Here is a 17858-nt window from a genome sequence, read left to right on the forward strand (position 1 = left end):
GACCTCCTTTTTTATTAGGTTACCACACACGATTCAAAAAAAGCAATAGCTACTGAACAGTAACTGAAAACCTTTTATTTGAACGTAGTGATCTTTTCTGGTGCTAAACGTACAGACTCGTAACCTTCTTCTACCGCTTTTCCTATTGATAAAATAATAACTGGAACATAGCGGTCTTTATCCAAACCAAATGCCTCTGCCAACTGATCTGCTTCGAAGCCACCAATTGGATTTGTTTCATAGCCATGATCACGTGCAACTAACATGAATTGCATAGCCGCTAAGCTAGAATCGACTTTGACTACATCGTTCATTTCTTCTCTTGAAAAACTCTTGTAATAAGGAATGATCGCAGCTAATTGTTGATCTCTGACTTCTTTTGGCATCTTCCCTGATTCGTAAGCTTGGTTATAGATTTCTTCGCCATATTCATAACATTGCATATCGCCAAAAATCATGACCATTGCAGAAGAAGTATCATTTTGTCTCGTATTGAAACGGATCAAAGGACGCAAGATTTTTTTTGCTTCCTCGCTTTCTGCGACTACAAAGCGCCATGGTTGCATATTGACAGAAGAAGGAGCAGTCGTCGCTTCTTTGATCATTTCCAGCATTTCTTCGTGTGGGATTTTGTATGTTTCATCATATACGCGAACGGATCTTCTACCAGTCATAATTGTTGAAAAATCATTTTTTTGTTCCATTATTATTAACCTCTTTCGTTTCTGTTGTTATATTGCAAAGTTGGGTATTCAATTTATCTAAAAGTGTTAGGAATTGTTTCATCTCTACATCGCTGAAAGCTGGGGACAGCACGGAACCTGTATCTTTATGCTCCATTTCACAATGCTCGATTTTCTGCTGGGCTTTTTCTGTCAGTGCTACGTAAACTTCCCGGTTGTTCTGAGGATTTCTCTGACGCGAAACATACCCGTTTGCTTCTAAAACCTTCAGATGACGAGTAACTGCTCCTTGATCAATCTGCAACTTTTCTTGCAAACTGCTTTGCAGCAATGGATTTTCTTCTTTCAGTCTCATCATGATCTCGTATCTAGTAAGACTTATACCGATATTTTCCTCAAAGATCTGGACGATTTTTTGATCGGCTAATTTGATTTGATATAAAAGGTGGCTAATCTCTTCTAAAGACATAATTTCCTCCTCTCCAATAATTGACTAGTCAACGATTGACTTGTCAATAATAGAATAAAAAAAGAAAAAAGTCAAAGAATCAGCTGTGAAATTAAAAAACAAAGGCTTTCAATAGAAATGAGTGTAAATAAAAGAAATCTCTTGTAGAATGAAAAGAAAGAACAATAAAAAAGAAAGAGAGGACAATGATATGAGAAAAAGAAGATTAGCCGCAGTATTTCTCTTAGTGAATGCGACATTGTTACCTAATAGTCTCGTATTTGCTGATACCGTTTTGTCAAATGTTCAAACAACAGAAACATCTGCCCTATCAGAAGATGAAAGCGCACCATCCCAATCAAGCCTATCTGGAGAGAATTCCTATCAAAATCTAGAAGACAGCTCTTCTGCAGTAGAAAATTTCACACCGCCGAAAATCTCTGGAAATCCCTCTTTGCAAGGAGCAAATGGTAGATTTGAACAAATGAAACCTGATAAAATCCACCTTTCAGCTTCAAAACAAACAAAGGAATCGTTCATTCAGCAGCAATCTACTCATAGCTACATTGATGCGCAAGGTGTGTATGAGATTGTCTCTACTGATGTCCAGCTACCCGATGGACAATGTGTGGATAAAGGAACGATCCAACTAGTCATACCAACAGAGCCAACAGAACAAGTCACCAATTATCTGGCCTATTATGTAGCAAAAAAAATCAAAACCTATTCTTTACCCTTGGAAAAATCAGCTGATTTCTTGATGTTTGACGATTCGATCACTCTAGACAAGGAGCATTTTCTTTCTTCCGTACGTGCGTATTACTCGGAAGTTTCAGCTGATCCTATCATTCAAACACATATAAGTATGACAGAAACCTATACGACTCTGAATGAAACAGATATTTATCCTACCTTCTATCGCCAAGAAGAACATCAAAAAATATCTGGACCAGCCCTCATCACAGATAAAGTAGCGTTATCTGATCAAACGACTTGGGTACATATCCAAACAGCAAACTATGAAGGATGGGTAGCAGCGAACTCTGTAACTGCTCATGAGCCAAAAACAGTTCCAGTTGAAGCATCACAAGGTCAGCTTTCTGAATCAACTGTTGCCTCTCTGTCCCTTGATCAAGCTTGGCTAGAACAATCAGAGGAAACCATTTCACATTCAGAAAGTTATCACGTACAAAGAGCAGTCCAAATCAGCAATCAAGTGTTTTATGTGCTGACAGCAAAGGATTCTTCAATCGTTTTTGTCCCACAGAAAGAATTCCAACCAGAGGGTTCAGTATCAGCAGAGACTGATTCCTCAAATGAACAGATAGGAACAGCTGAAAGTACAGCATCTGATTCAAAAGAAACAACTGATTCTTCTTTCCAGCCGCAAAACAAAGTGCCACAGACAGATGAATCTACCTTGCGTACTGCACGTCCATCTATTACTTATAGTACACATGTCAAAAATCGTGGTTGGCTGCCAAATGTTTCTAGCGGTCAACTTTCAGGAACAACAGGTCAATCTTTACAAGTAGAAGCTTTTCGTATCCATCTTTCATCCTCCCTCTCTGGTGCTATTGAATACACCTCTTATGTCCAAGGTTCAGGATGGCAAAATTGGGTAGCTAACGGCGCTATTTCTGGAACGACTGGACAAGTCAAACAGATTGAAGGAATCAATATTCGATTAACTGGACAATTAGCAGCAACTTACAATGTTTATTATAGAGTCCATGTACGAAATTTTGGCTGGCTTCCTTGGACAATGAACGGAAATCCTTCCGGAACACTTGGATACGGTCATCAAATCGAAGCAATTGAAATCCAATTATTGGACAAAAACAGTTCCGGCCCTGCTACCAACGGTATTTCTTATATCGAAAAGGAACCATCCGTATTGGCGAATACTCACGTAACTAACAGAGGTTGGTTAGGCCAGACAGATGCTGCTAATCAAGCTGGTACGACTGGCCAACGGTTAAGTCTTCAAGCAATGCAACTGCGTTTATCTGAAAATACAATTGGTGGCGGTATCACTTATCAATCCCATATCGCTAACAAAGGTTGGGAAACCAACTGGGCACAAAATGGCACGATTTCTGGTACGACTGGACAAAATCTGCCTATTGAGGCGATCCGCATCAATCTGACTGGCACAATCAGCACCCGATATGACGTTTATTATCGTGTACATGCACAAGAATTCGGCTGGATGAACTGGGCAAAGAACGGTGAATCAGCTGGTACACAAGGCTATGCTTACCGTGCAGAAGCGATTCAAATTGTATTAGTAAGGAAAGGTGGAGCCGCACCTGGTGCAACTACTCGCGCCTTTCGTATAGCTCCACCTAGAATCACGTTGCAAGGACATGTATCGAATATTGGCTGGGTAAGCCAAACGAGCCTGAACAACTCGATCAGCTACGCAAATCAAGGAAGACAATTTGAAGCGATTCGCGCAAATTTAGGAACATCAAGGTATACTGGCGGTATCCAATATGATTCACACCTAGCTGACAGCGGTTGGACCAGAACTGTAGCCAATGGAGCAATCTCAGGAACGACTGGACAAAATCGCTCTCTTCAAGCCTTTTCCTTTCAGTTGACAGGAGAACTTGCTGAAAACTATGATATTTATTATCGTGCCTTTGTTCGTTCCAGAGGCTGGTTAGGCTGGGCATCAAATGGACAAAAAGCAGGCTCTGTCAGAATGAATTTGCCTGTTGAAGGTATCCAGCTAACCATTGTTGAAAACGACCGGCGGCCAAGCGGCTATCAGCCAAACCAACTGACGATTCTAGGACAAGTGAACGATCAGACACCTCAGGGAAGATTCATCAATTCCGTCAGCCAAAGTGCGAATCGTATCGCGCCTGCTCATGGCTTGTATACTTCTGTCATGTTGGCTCAAGCAATCCTAGAAACAGGATATGGCACAAGCTATCTAGCTCAGCACGCGAATAACTTCTTTGGGATGAAATTCAAAGACGGCGAAGATGAAGGAAAGTATGGCTATATCTGGCATATATCTAACGAAGTGATCAATGGTGTCGTTGTCCCTGTCAATTCAAAATTTCGGGTCTATCAGTCCACTGACCAATCCTTCTTAGATAATGCCTTAAAATTAAGATATGGTGTTTCTTGGGATCCAAACCGATATGCGGGGACATGGAAAGTCAATGCACGTTCTTATAGAGATGCTACCCGTGCATTAACAGGAACATACGCGACAGATCCTGATTACGGTCAAAAATTGAATAATCTGATCGAATATTGGAAGCTGGATCAATTTGATTGAACGGGCATAAAAAAAGGTTGTGACAAGAATGTTGTCACAACCTCTTTTTAATAACCATAAAATCCTATTCCTTCATATCTCCAGCCCATTGGCGTTAGCCAATCTCTTTCTTTCGCACTTAAGGTATAGTGATGGGTACCAGTTTTTTCATTTGGATTGAATAGTCGATAGATTGGCTTGGAACCACCAGAATAAAAACTTAGACCTTCATAGCGCCAACCGATTTTTGTTAAAGAGTTGATCTCAGATTGCGCCATTGTGTAATGATGGTCTCCGCTGTAAGGATTGTATAAACGGTAGACAGGCTGTCCACTGTTTGGTGCTTGCCAAGCAATTCCTTCATATTCCCAGCCTACAGTTGGCAGATAATTTTTTTCGCCGGCATTCAATGTATACAAATGCTCTCCTGTATGACGATTATATAAACGATACATTGGAGAAGTTGAAGTTGGTGCTGTATCATACTGCGTCAGATTGTAAGTCTCGATTACATTGTTTAGTGTAGCACCATAATTAGGCGCAGTGGCATAACGACCGGTCAACCAAGCTGTAGCATCCTTGTAAGAGTTCGTATTGCTTTTCCATGCACCAGAATAGTAATACACGCCCGGCTGGAAAGAAGTCGTCTTCAATACCGTCACATTATCTTGTAATGATTCTTTGTACGAAGGATATTTTCTAAAAGCAGCATTTACCGTGATCCATTGTCCATTTACATATTCCGAAGTAGGCATCGTAACAGATTGGCCATTATAGCTTCCTTTGATTCCAAATAGATTGTAATTAGGAGCAGAAGCCAAGGCACTGTTCCCCCAGCCGCTTTCAACGATTGCTTGTGCAATCATGACTGATGCGTATAAGTCATTGGCACTTGCCAAGCTTTGTGCAGTGGACGCAATACTATCAATGAATGCTTGTTGAGAATTAGCAGATGAGCGGGCAGAAAAAGCGTAGCCAGTATAGTTTTCGAATTCAGACAAATCTGCTTGATGAGTATGTGTCAATGTTTGTCCATCTGTCAATTGGTTCGTGATTTCTTCCGCATTCTCTGGATTTTTCTGAGCTTCTGCTGATGTGCTTTCTTCCGTTTGCGGTTGTTCTGTTGTCCCTGTTGTTGATTCTTCAGTTGAAACCGTATTTTCGGAGACAGTAGCTGACTGCAACGTACTTTCTGTATCGTTTTCAATTCCTATTTCTGAAGAACCCGTTGCCTGAGCTGTGACTGTTCCTGTCGTTTCTTCAGCTAGCACGGTTGTGTTGGCAACTGCTAGATTTCCTAAAAGAATAACGCTAAATAATAAATTTCTTGCTTTCATTCTTTTTCTCCTTTAAATATGAAACTTTTCCTAAATAACAGTGTAACTAAAAAAGTAAAAGTAAGTCAATGCTCATAATTAAATAACATACGTTTCTTTATTTTGTGCTCTCAATGATCCTCATATATTCCATTAAATTACTATAATTATAAAAAAAGAATTGACAAAACATAACTGTCTATATAAAATGATTACGTTAACAATAATTCGTTTCATGTGACTAGATCATACTAGGCATGAAAAATCTCTGAGGAACATGGTTTCCCTAGGAGGTTTTTCGTGTCTATTTTTGTTTGGCTGCAATCAACTGGTCTAGCAAACATGAAAACCAAATCTTCAAAAAGGGTGCGCGCATGAAAATCAAAAAGATCTTTAATCAAAATGCAGTATTGGTAGATGACGGTGGGCAGGAAAAAGTAGCTATTGGAAAAGGAATTGGATTTGACAGAAAAAGAAATGATTTGATCTTTGATCGTGATATTGAACGGATATTCGTCATGGAGCCAGAAGGACAAATCAAATTGCAAAATCTACTCAATCAGATCGATGAACGCTTTTTGTTTGCAGCAGAAACAATCATCGATCATGCGGAAACTGTCTTGATGGAGAAACTGAATGAACATGTGTTGATCGCTTTGACCGACCACATTGCTTTTTCTGCGGAGAACATCAATAACGGTATCGTCATCCGCAACAAGCTTTTGAGAGAAATCGAAGTGCTTTACAGTGATGAATTCAGTATTGCTCAATGGGCAGTAGAATATCTGACAAAAGAGCTTGGGATTCCATACACTTATGACGAAGCAGGATATATCGCAATCCACATCCACAGCGGACGAAGCGGTCGAAATAATAACCATCGCAGTATCCGTGAAGTGACGATTGTATCTGATATCATCCATTTAGTGGAATCAGAATTGGAAACAGATATCCATTCAGAACCATTTTCACTGAATTATTCAAGACTGGTGAATCATTTACGACTGCTTCTACAACGAACCCATGCGCAACAATATGCTGTCTTAGATACGGAAATCGTAGAAATGGTCAAACGAAAATACCCAGAAAGCTATAAGATTTCTAAAAAAATCCGTGTGTTGCTGACCAAAGAATACCAGCTCGCGATCACGAAAGAAGAACTGGGTTACTTGGCCATCCATATCGAGCGTTTAAGAAGCGCAATCGTACAAACAAATGTTAACAATCATGAGGAGGAAAAAAATTGAAAGCATATCTACAACGAATGGGACGTTCCCTTCAACTCCCAGTTGCGGTCTTACCTGCTGCTGCTTTACTAGTAGGGATCGGAAACTGGTGGGCATCTTATAGTAACGACATTGTCGCTCATTTTTTACAAGCTGGCGGTAACGCAGTTTTAGGTCAATTACCTTTGCTGTTTGCCGTTGGGTTAGCACTAGGGATGTCAGTGGACAAATCAGGTGCTGCTGCCTTGGCAGGTTTGGTTGCATTTGAAGTTCCAGTAAATGTTTTAAAAACTGATTCAGTAGCTACTTTATTGAATATCAAACCAGAATCAGTTGATCCATCTTTTGCTCAGATCAGTAACGTATTTATTGGTATTATTGCCGGATTGATTGCGGCAGCTCTTTATAATCGTTTCCACGAAGCAAAATTACCGATGGCTTTATCTTTCTTTAGCGGCAAGCGTTTAGTGCCAATCTTGGCTGCCTTCGTCATGCTGCTGATCAGTGCAGTGCTACTGTTCGTATGGCCTCCGGTTTACTCTGCTTTAGTTTCTTTTGCTAAATTCATTTTGAGTTTAGGTTGGGTTGGTGCAGGTCTTTATGGCTTCTTCAACCGTTTACTGATCCCTACAGGATTGCATCAAGCAATGAACTCCGTGTTCTGGTTTGACGTAGCTGGAATCAATGATATCGGTAAATTCTTGGCTTCTGAAGGAACAAAAGGAGTAACAGGAATGTATCAAGCTGGATTTTTCCCAATCATGATGTTCGGGCTTCCAGCAGGAGCATATGCTATTTACAGAAATGCCCGTCCAGAAAACAAAGCAAAAACAGCTTCATTGATGTTAGCAGCAGCTTTTGCTTCATTCTTTACTGGTGTAACAGAACCACTTGAATTCTCATTTATGTTCGTTGCTTGGCCATTATATGTCTTGCATGCAATTTTCACTGGGATTTCTTTAGCAGTGAGTGCATTCTTCCATTGGACAGCAGGATTTGCCTTTAGTGCCGGATTTGTCGATTACTTCCTATCTTTTAAAAATCCGATTGCGAATCAGCCTTTGATGTTGATCGTCCAAGGGTTAGTAACAGCAGTGATCTACTACTTTGGCTTTAACTTTGCTATCAAAAAATTCCATCTGATGACTCCTGGCCGCGAGGAAGCAGATCTTTCAGATGACGATACTGCAACGACTAATTCAGACAATAAATATGCTGCACAAGCAAACAAAATCTACGCTGCATTAGGCGGAGCTGACAATGTAACTTCAATCGACAACTGTACTACACGTCTTCGTTTGCAAGTCAAAGATACAGGCCTGATCGATCAAAACAAAATCAAAGCCACTGGCGTACCTGGAATGAAAATCATTGATGGGAAAAACGCACAAGTTATTGTAGGAACAGAAGTACAATTCGTCGCAGATGAGATGGCAAAACTACATGGTGGTGCTGCAGCACGACCTGCACAAACAAACACCGTGGTTAAAACAGAAACATTTGCCGGTGGAACGATCGAACAAGATATTTACGCTATCGCAAATGGGAAACTGATTCCAATCACTGAAGTTTCAGATGATGTATTCGCAGAAAAAATGATGGGTGACGGCTATGCTGTATTACCAGAAAATGGAGAAATCTTCTCTCCAATCGCTGGTACGATCACAAACATTTTCCCAACGAAACATGCCGTTGGCATCCAAACTGATTCTGGTATCGAAGTCTTGCTTCATATGGGCATCAACACTGTTGACTTAAAAGGCGAACCATTCACTTTATATGTAGAAGAAGGTCAAAAAGTCGCAAGAGGTCAATTGATTGCTTTAGTTGATCTTGCTGCTATTCAATCTGCAGGCAAAAACACGGATATGGTCGTTGTATTCACAAATGGCGACAAAGTCCAAAGCTTAGAAATCGAACCCGCACGTGATGTAAAAGCAAATGATAAAATCGGCTCTGTTTCCAATAAAGCCTGATCCATCGTCTTCCCCAGACTTTTTTATTGATAAACAAAAGAAGCTGAGACAAAAATCTTGTCTCAGCTTCTTTTTCTGAATAAAAACGGCGTTCTCCTGCCAACTCCGCGGTAATAAGTCCAGCCAAACGAAACATATGAAGAGCTATTTTTATTTGACTCTTCTTATTACTTGATGCAGAACAGCTTTTTTACAACCTCTGGTAAACGGTGTTCAAAAACCAGTTTATCGGTATGAAATCAAATTTATGCAAAAATGTGGTAAGCCATTTTCATAAAATTTTTCTTCATACTCAAAACTAAGCGGCTTTTTCACAACCTCTTTTATCATCCATTATTCCTGATCCAATATTTCTTTCAATGCTGCTTCAAGAGAGACTAATGGTTTTTCCAAAACTTTTTCTAAATCATCAGAAGAAACAGCTAACTGACCCTTTTTGATATCATGTTGGATCGCTAAAAACATGTCAGCTGCTTCTTGAGGGAATCCGGCTTCTTTTAGATTTTCGACAAACGCTGCATCACTTGCTTCAATAATTTCTAACTCTTTACCTGTCGCACGCGCTAATGCCTTGGCTAATTCTTCATAGTCAGTTAGATGGCCGGATAATTCTAAGATTTCTGGGGAGTCATTCTCTACTAGTACTTTTGCTGCGGCTTCTGCATATTCACGTTTCAATGCCCAACCTGTTTTTCCATTTCCTGCAGCATAAATGAATTGACCAGTTTTTAAAGCTTGCCCAATGATAGGTAATTCATTCTCTACATACCAATTGTTCCGTAAAAATGTATGGGGAATACCTGAATCCTTAATCGTTTTTTCAGTGAATTGGTGATCTGGCGCTAATACACTGATTGAGTGATCGGCATCTGCAAAACTTGTATAAGCGATATAAGATACCCCAGCTGCTTGTGCTGCTTTCACTACATTCTCATGTTCGGCTTGGCGATTTCCTGGAACGCCAGAAACAAAAAGCAATCGATCTATTCCTTTCAATGCTTCTTTCAGTGAATCTAAATCACCATAATCACCAATACGTATATTAAATCCAGCTTCTTTTAGTGCTTCTCCTTTTTCTTCACTACGTACTAGTGCATAAATTTCATTTTGTGGAACCATCTTTTTTAAGAATTCCAGCGCATAACCACCAAAACCTCCAGTTGCTCCTGTTACTAAATAATGCATATTTCCCACTCCTTATTCTTTTTATTTGTTAAGATTTATAGCTGTACATTTATAAATTACACCTTTATCATAAAGAGTGTGGTAAGATAAGTCAAGCAAAAAAAATGAAAGGATGACAATTGATGAAGTATTCTCTGCAATTTAGTGATGCAATCCATGTACTTGCCTATATTGAAATGTTTCAAGATACCCGATTGCTTTCTAGTGAGATGATTGCCAGTAGTATCGAAACAAATGCAGCAAATGTACGTAAAATCATGAGTCAGCTCAAAAAATCCGGCTTGATCCTTACAAAAACCGGAAAACCGCAACCTTCCCTTGCCAAAAGACCAGATCAGATTTCTTTATTAGATGTCTATCGTAGCATTGAAGGTAATACACAGCTTATCCAAGTCGATCCAAAAACAAACCCAAATTGCGTCGTTGGTGCAAATATCCAAGAAGCTTTAGAAGAAAGCTACGTTCGGCTGCAGAAAAAAGCAGAAGAAGAAATGGCTAAGATCACACTTGATAGTCTGATACATAAAATAGCCGTTTTGGAAAAAGAAAAAAGACCAGAAAACACAGGCCTCGTAGAGAGATTTTTATAATTCTCTCTATTGGGCCTGCATTTTTCTGATCGGAATCGTCTACATAAATTCTTTTATTCTCTGGGGGACAAAAGCCTTGTCATGCCTCTTTTCCTCTCTAATGCTCAGGTCAAAGCGCTGAAGTCATGACGTCTTGATAAACGGTGTTCAAGTAGCTGACCCTCGGCATTAGTTCTGAAAAATACAAAATATGGAAAGCTATTTTCCATTTTTCCTCTCTAATGCTCAGGTCAAAACGCTACTTTCACGACCTCTATATTATCATGGTTTGTTGACTACCGGTATCCAGATTTCTCCAATGTATTTCCCATCGGCAACACCCATTTCGACGACAGCATTCGGTCCCCCAACATAGGCGTAATCTTCTACTTCTCTTAAAACATGTCCAAAGGCCGTATTCGTCAAATCATTCCTTAGTTCTTCAGGCGACTCAGATGAATCGCTTACAACGAGATAGGTTCCTTTTGGAAATGGGATGATTCTCGTAGTGTTAGGAACATCTTGGCTCGTTTGAACACCGACATAGTACATCATTTTCCCGTCATAGGGTTCGTTGACTGTAAAGAAATAATGATTTTCAGCAGCTTTTTTCAAGGTGTCTATTGTTCCGTCACTGATGACTTTTTGCTCAAAGGCTTGCTTCTCTGCTGCCAAACCGACAAAATCTGTATTGCTACTTTTCAATTCCACACCAATACCTGTCACTGCAAACTCTGGTTTTTCTTCAATCTTATACTTTGCCATTTCTCCCACCCTTTCTATTATGTTAAGTTCATCTTACATAAAATTAAAGAGAAATGACACGATTACGCTCTTCTTGTAGGGATACTTTCATTTTTTAACTATTTTTTTGCTTTCACTGCAATCCAAATCTCGCTGTAAACATGACTGAAGTCCTCTCCCCATTTTGTAAAAGAGATCTCGGGAGCTTCAACTAACTCATAATCTGAAGAAGGAAGCCATTCTGCATAGATTTTCCCCCAAGTGTCTTGTAAAGTTTGAGGAAATGGTCCTTTATTAGGAAAAATGGCCCAAGTATGTTCTTCTATAGCAAGCATTTCTAAATCGGCGTACGGATTTTCTTTTGTTGTAGCAAAGCCGATCATGTGCATTAAACTACCCTTTTCTTCCAAGCGGTCTCCATCAAATCCATAAGAAACGTTGATTACTTGATGTGGATATAAATCTCCTAACTTGTGCATCTCTTCCCTTTGAGTCTCCGTAATCGTCTGCACTAACTTTTGTATTTCTTGATTGACTCCTTCAAATTGGACAGGGACTTTTTTCGCCACACCTACCACATAAAACTGTTCTTTCTTTTCGATACGAAATTCCATCGATTTTCCTCCTCTGACATCAATAAAAAATGTCAAGCGTGGAAAAGATTTTTGTATGCCATATCTGCTGATTTCTGAAGGCAGATAACCTGACCAATCACGAAAAGCTCTTGAAAAACCCTCGACTGTTTCATATCCATATCTAAACGCCGTTTCTGTTACTTTTTCCCCACCTAGAAGATCGCGATTAGCCAAAGCCAATCTACGGTTTTTGATATAGTCCATCAGAGACATCCCTGCAATAAACGTAAAGATGCGCTTTAACTGATATTCAGAGATTCCTGTATTTTCGGCTATTTTTTTATAGGTAAGACTTTCTGTCAAATGTTCTTCGATGTAATCAATCAATTGGTTCAGATCTTTAAGCGTGTTTATCTTCCTCCTTGCTTGCATTTTTATCATATTATCAAAGAAAGTCAATTACTTGATGAATCAGGAACCAATTTAGTCGGGTATAGAAAAATTTGTATGGATTTAAAGAAAAATCTCAAGCAGCGTTTTGTAACGGATAATTGGTAGTATCTGCCTACTTATGTTTTACCTTTAGAAAAAATGAATTTTGGGGAAGACACATTCTAAGTTAACAAAGCAGGAAAAATATCTTTTATCCCCTTCGTTAAACCGCTTACTATCTACTGTACAAAGCAAGTGGCGATTCGGACTGTTGATACGAACGCTGCTTGAATCTTTCTTTGCGTTACATCATACCTCTTTTATCAATTGGAACAATTATTTATTTCCAACAAAATTCCTTCATTTTTGCCAGATAAATAAAAAAACAAAAAGTTCCATTTTTAAAATACGCTATTTTTTTACTTTTTCTCCCATTATCTAAGAAAAGGAACGCAGAATTAATTTTTGACAATTCGAGAAAAAGTTGCTTCACAGATATAGTAAAATCAGCTACTTTTTTCTTTGACGATTCTTTATACTAAATATAAACAAGTGTTTCATGAAAGGAGAACTATATGAATAATTGGCTTGAGCTTTTTCCTGAAAACATTTTGGAACGCAGGTATAGCTATCATCTGCACGGGTTTGTCAGTCATTTGAACTATACGAGCAAACACTTGACTGCAACAGTTTCTGGCACGGAAGATTATAAGGTAGTGATCACATGGGATGAAAAGATGAATATGACTTGCGATTGTTTATATGCCATAGAAGGAAAAAACTGCAAGCACATGGCCGCTGTCTTATTCGCTTACGAAGAACAACCCATAAAAAAATCCAACTACTCGCTTTCCGAACTCTCTTCCCTTGTTTCTTCCGCTAGTTCCTCTCTTGTACGGGAACTTTTAACAGAGATTCTTATAGAACATCCGCAATTTATCGAACGCTTCAAAGAGAAAATCCCGCTCCATGCAATAAACTACACAGATAAATTAGCAACGATCGCCCACAAATACGATCATCCTATCGGAAAAAATAAAAACAGGAAAACAGCGAAGTTCATCATGGAGATGCGAAAGTTCATCCAAGAAGCTGTTGAGTCGCTTATACAGCAAAATGCCTATCTTCCCGCATTCGAATTGATCAATGAAGTGATTGCTACTCTTGAAACATGCTATTTGGAGCCTGCGGACGAACGATCACTTCTTCTGATAGAGGACTGTTATTATTTATGGAAAGAATTATTAGCAGAAGTACCCCGTGCAGAAAAAAGGCAAATGTTCTCTTGGTTCGTCTGCCAAGTCGATCATACTGACGCCTCTTATTCAAAAAACTACTCCATAAAAATCCTGAAAGAAGAATTTCAGGAAAAAGAGTTTGCTAGCCAAAAGAAAAAAATAGCCAAAAAACGAAAAGAATCTGTAAAAAAAGGCGAGCTCCACAAAAAAGAACAAACACACGCGGACAAGCAGTCTAAATCCATCAAAAAAACAACTGGCTCTACTTTAAAAAATACGGATGATACAAGTAAAATAGAAAATTTGAAAAAACGTTTATTAGCATCTGACAGTATCCACTTCCCTACATTGGAAAAACTAAAAAACGCATGTCCACCTGAAACATGGCCGATCATACGTAATGAACTGTTTTCAGCTCTTAAATATCATAAAAATGTGGATCGTTTTTATGCAGCAGAAGGTTGTTATGATTTATTGTGGGATTATGTAAAAAGTACAGACAGATTGATCATGGTCGATCAGTACTTTGATATCTTGAAAAACTATTGTCCTAAACAGTTATTACAAAAATATGAATTTGAATTACGTCAAAACGTAGCTAATTTTGCGACAAAATTGGAATACCAAAAACTTGGCAACCAAATAGAAAAAATGGCTAGCTTGCCAAACGGACTTGTGACAGCTAAATTGTTGACCAAAGAACTTCGAGAAAAATATCCGCGCAGAAAAGCATTGATTGCTGAGATGAAAAGAATCGAACCAAGGTTGAAATAAAGAAGATGGAAGAGGTTGTGACAGAAGTGGTCAGATTCAAGAAAGAAGAAGAGACTGTGACAAAACTTTTGTCACAGCCCTTCTGTTTTATAAATTATAAGTTATGACAGATTTCCTTCGTTGCTGGATAGATTTTTCGGTATTGTTGATAGATTTTACGATACTTTTCTACATTTTGTGAGAGAGGTTCCACTGCATCTGTATATTGGATAAAAGTCTGACAACAGCTTTCAGGTGTATCGAACCACCCTAATCCTAGTGCAGCAATCATTGTTGCGCCTAATGCAGGTCCTTCCTCCACACTTAAACAATAGACCGTTGCATCAAAAATATCTGCTTGGATTTGTAGCCATGCAAGATTTTTTGCGCCTCCTCCCACCGAAACAATACGTGTAAATCTGCGACTCGCTAGTTCTTCCATCAACTGTTGCGAATCTTTCAATGAAAAGGTGATTCCTTCCAACACCGCTCGGGTAAAATGGCTAAGTGTATGTCGAGTATCCATACCAATGAAACTCCCCCGTATCTGACTATCGGCGTACGGTGTTCGTTCTCCTGAGAGATAGGGTGTGAACAATAATCCATTTGAACCTGGCTCGATCTTTTCAATTCCTTGCAGCAGTTCGTCAAAAGAAAGTCCTTTGGCAAAAGTCTTTTTGAACCAATTGAGACTGTGTCCCGCAGCTAATGTCACTCCCATAGAATAATAAGCATCATTTATTGCATGATGGAATAAATGGAGTTTGCCTTCATAAGACTTTTGGTTATTTTTCTCATAAGACAAAAATACTCCTGAGGTTCCAATACTGACCATAGCTGCGCCATCTTGGATGATCCCAGCACCTAAAGCAGCACATGCATTGTCTGCTCCGCCAGCAAATACCTTTACTTCTTTGTGAAAACCAAATTGTTCTGCTAGTTCTTTGCGTACCGATCCAATGCAAGTAGTAGAAGATACAAGCGGAGGCAGTATTTTAGGAGAGATATGGAAAGTCTGTAAGAGATCCTCAGACCATGTTTTTCTTTCCATATCAAGTAATAACGTACCTGCAGCATCTGAATAATCCATCTGCTGGTTTCCTGTCAGCCAAAATCCAAGGTAATCTTTCGGCAATAAAACATGACGAACATTTGACCATAATTCCGGCTCATTTTCTTGAAGCCATAGCATTTTAGGCAACGTAAAACCTTCTAATGCGCGATTATTGGTAATCTCAAGTAATCGATCACCAAAGTTTTCCATTATTTCTTCACACTCTTTGGTTGTACGCACATCATTCCATAAAATCGCATTTCTTAACGGTTGGTTTGCTTCATCTAGTACGACTAAACTGTGCATTTGACCAGAAAAACTGATTCCTTCTAATTTTTGAGTAAAATCAGGCACTTTTTCAGCTAATTCTTCGATCACTTGACCACAAGCTTGGATCCAGTCTTTAGGATCTTGTTCACTAAATCCAGCTTCTGGTTGTAGCAACGGATAGTCTTCGCTCGCCGCACCCTGGATCGTCCCATTCCTATCCATTACTAATCCCTTCAATGAACTAGTTCCTAGATCAATACCTAAAATATACATTTAACCACCTGCCTTGTTTTTATTATAAATATCAAAAGCGACTGCTGACAATGTCTGTTTTTCCTATTCTTTGATCCCACCTGCAGTCACGCCACCTATAATGTACTTCGATAAAAACAGATAAATCAGCAGAAGCGGTGCGATACTGAGAGAAATCCCTAGATACATACTGCCGAATTCTGTACGATAGACATCGGTTTTTAACAGCTGGATCAACATCGGCAAGGTAAATTTGTCAGTATCGTTGATCAAGATCAGCGGCATCAAAAAATTGTTCCAAGTAGTCACGAATGAAAATATAGCCATCGTCGCTAATCCCGGTTTCATCAAAGGAAGCATCACTTTATGGAAAATCTTCAGCTCTCCTGCACCATCTAAACGCGCTGAATCTGCCAAATCGGAATGATAGACAGTCTCCAGATATTGTTTCAAAAAGAAGACAGTCGTAGGCGATGCAATCGCTGGAAAGATCAATGGAATATAGCTATTCAGCAAATCCAACCGATTCATAAATTGATAAAAACCAATCATGCTGATCTGCTGAGGAATCATGATCAATCCAAGAATAACGGCAAAAGCAAGTCTTTTTCCTTTGAAGCGATAAGCAATCAATCCGTACGCAGTCAAGGCAGAGAAATAAACATTCAATAACGTAGCACCAGCTGAGATCACCAAACTATTTTGGAATCCGTTGAACACATCGAATCCTTTATTCCTCAAAACATGCCAATTCGCTGCTAACTGTGTTCCCGGAAGTAAGGATAGCCCTTGTTGTATTTGCTCTGCTGAACGTGTGGAATTCATCAGAACGACCCAAAAGGGAAAAATACTCAAAAACGTCAGTAACAACATGAATCCATAAATCAGCAGACGTTGCAACCGATAGTGTTTATCCATTTCTTCCCCTCACTTTGCTCTTTTCTTGGAAAAACCGGAAAAGCAATGTACTCAAAAGAATCGACATCCCTAACAAAATGACAGAGGCTGTCGCAGCAATCTGAAAATTCCGACTACCAGTAAACGCTTGTTTGTAGATGAACATCGTGATCGTATTGACACTATTGTCAGGATTTCCGTTAGTCAATAAAAACGGGATATCGAACATCTGCAGACCCCCAATCAATGACGTCACTAAAGTATACAGCATGATAGGTTTCAATAACGGCAACGTAATCTTTCGAAAAATCTGAGCATCACTTGCACCATCAACCATAGCAGATTCGAAAAGCGACTGATCGATACTTAATATCCCTGAAACAAGCACGATCGTTGTCTGTCCATACCACATCCAAAACTGAATAAAAGAGACAATCAAGCGTGTACTTGCCACACTTCGGAAAAAATCAAACGGTCGCTCCAACACGCCTAAATGAGTCAGGACCAAATTCATCGGCCCCATCGGAAAGCTGAACAACGCAAAAAATAGAACGGCTACAGACGCTGCTGTAATAATGTTTGGCAAATAGAAAATGATTTTAAAGAAACCAGTCCCTTTCAACTTCAATTTGAGATTTGTAAACCAAGCAGCCAAAAGGAGCGCCAACGTAATCTGAGGGACAAAATTCACACCCCAAAGAATCAACGTGTTTCTGATTGATTGAAGGAACAATGCATTGTTCAAAAGATTGACATAGTTTTCGAAACCGACGATCGAGGCTTCTGTACTCCATCCTTTCAAATCTGTGAAGCTTAAAAAAATAGTATAGAAGATTGGATAAAGCTGAAATACTAGAAATGCTAAGAAAAATGGGGCAATGAATAATAAACCATAACGATTGTAGCGCTCAAATCTAGCTTTTTTCACTCGAATCTCCTTTCTTGTACCTTTTAGACAACTGT

The 17858-nt window shown here is 39.3% G+C and carries 13 protein-coding genes and 1 pseudogene; 5 read left to right on the plus strand and 9 right to left on the minus strand.

From position 1 onward, the window contains the following. Positions 1-74: 74 nt before the first annotated feature. On the minus strand, positions 75-704 hold the full coding sequence (locus AB3I27_RS10745; RefSeq protein WP_104760252.1) for a nitroreductase family protein: 630 nt from the start codon (positions 702-704) through the stop codon (positions 75-77). Further along, positions 688-1152, minus strand: a complete 465-nt coding sequence (locus AB3I27_RS10750) for a MarR family winged helix-turn-helix transcriptional regulator (RefSeq protein ID WP_104760251.1) — start codon at positions 1150-1152, stop codon at positions 688-690. The genes AB3I27_RS10745 and AB3I27_RS10750 overlap by 17 nt, the downstream gene beginning before the upstream one ends. A 148-nt stretch (positions 1153-1300) precedes the next feature. Here AB3I27_RS10750 and AB3I27_RS10755 point away from each other — a divergent pair, with 148 nt between their 5' ends. Beyond that, positions 1301-4429 carry a glucosaminidase domain-containing protein gene (locus AB3I27_RS10755; protein ID WP_002320449.1) on the plus strand — a complete coding sequence of 1043 codons (3129 nt, stop codon included), beginning with the start codon at positions 1301-1303 and terminating at the stop codon, positions 4427-4429. Between the two features lie 47 nt (positions 4430-4476). Here the strand turns inward: AB3I27_RS10755 and AB3I27_RS10760 are convergent, their stop codons facing one another. Further along, positions 4477-5745, minus strand: a complete 1269-nt coding sequence (locus tag AB3I27_RS10760) for a glycoside hydrolase family 73 protein (protein ID WP_104760250.1) — start codon at positions 5743-5745, stop codon at positions 4477-4479. Positions 5746-6098: 353 nt separating this feature from the next. Here AB3I27_RS10760 and AB3I27_RS10765 point away from each other — a divergent pair, with 353 nt between their 5' ends. Both AB3I27_RS10765 and nagE read left to right on the plus strand, forming a co-directional pair. Continuing rightward, entirely contained in the window at positions 6099-6971 is an 873-nt protein-coding gene (locus AB3I27_RS10765; protein ID WP_002310480.1) for a PRD domain-containing protein, read from the plus strand. Continuing rightward, positions 6968-8926 carry an N-acetylglucosamine-specific PTS transporter subunit IIBC gene (gene nagE, locus AB3I27_RS10770; RefSeq protein ID WP_368022992.1) on the plus strand — a complete coding sequence of 653 codons (1959 nt, stop codon included), beginning with the start codon at positions 6968-6970 and terminating at the stop codon, positions 8924-8926. The genes AB3I27_RS10765 and nagE overlap by 4 nt, the downstream gene beginning before the upstream one ends. 333 nt (positions 8927-9259) lie before the next feature. Here nagE and AB3I27_RS10775 read toward each other — a convergent pair whose 3' ends face one another. After that, on the minus strand, positions 9260-10111 hold the full coding sequence (locus AB3I27_RS10775) for an SDR family oxidoreductase (protein WP_104760248.1): 852 nt from the start codon (positions 10109-10111) through the stop codon (positions 9260-9262). A 122-nt stretch (positions 10112-10233) separates the two neighbouring features. Here AB3I27_RS10775 and AB3I27_RS10780 point away from each other — a divergent pair, with 122 nt between their 5' ends. Next, positions 10234-10701 (plus strand): Rrf2 family transcriptional regulator, encoded by a 468-nt coding sequence (locus AB3I27_RS10780; RefSeq protein ID WP_104760247.1) that lies wholly within the window; start codon positions 10234-10236, stop codon positions 10699-10701. A gap of 261 nt (positions 10702-10962) precedes the next feature. Here the strand turns inward: AB3I27_RS10780 and AB3I27_RS10785 are convergent, their stop codons facing one another. Further along, entirely contained in the window at positions 10963-11445 is a 483-nt protein-coding gene (locus AB3I27_RS10785) for a GyrI-like domain-containing protein (protein ID WP_002310484.1), read from the minus strand. A gap of 98 nt (positions 11446-11543) precedes the next feature. Beyond that, the gene (locus AB3I27_RS10790; protein ID WP_104760246.1) at positions 11544-12440 is read right to left on the minus strand and encodes an AraC family transcriptional regulator; all 897 of its coding nucleotides are present in this window, start codon (positions 12438-12440) and stop codon (positions 11544-11546) included. 566 nt (positions 12441-13006) lie between these two features. On the opposite strand from AB3I27_RS10790, the pseudogene AB3I27_RS10795 reads away from it, so the two are divergent. Continuing rightward, positions 13007-13849 (plus strand): annotated as a pseudogene (locus AB3I27_RS10795) (SWIM zinc finger domain-containing protein); the annotation flags it as partial. A gap of 688 nt (positions 13850-14537) precedes the next feature. Here AB3I27_RS10795 and xylB read toward each other — a convergent pair. The 3 genes from xylB to AB3I27_RS10810 form a co-directional block, all read right to left on the minus strand. Continuing rightward, entirely contained in the window at positions 14538-16019 is a 1482-nt protein-coding gene (gene xylB / locus AB3I27_RS10800) for a xylulokinase (protein ID WP_104760244.1), read from the minus strand. Positions 16020-16082: 63 nt separating this feature from the next. Then, complete coding sequence (locus tag AB3I27_RS10805) at positions 16083-16916, minus strand: carbohydrate ABC transporter permease (protein WP_002320451.1); 834 nt, start codon at positions 16914-16916, stop codon at positions 16083-16085. After that, on the minus strand, positions 16909-17823 hold the full coding sequence (locus AB3I27_RS10810; protein WP_002346264.1) for a carbohydrate ABC transporter permease: 915 nt from the start codon (positions 17821-17823) through the stop codon (positions 16909-16911). Before AB3I27_RS10810 ends, AB3I27_RS10805 begins: the two co-directional genes overlap by 8 nt. Positions 17824-17858 lie beyond the last annotated feature (35 nt).

It is taken from the genome of Enterococcus sp. C46 (assembly GCF_040887565.1).
Lineage (GTDB): Bacteria > Bacillota > Bacilli > Lactobacillales > Enterococcaceae > Enterococcus_B > Enterococcus_B lactis.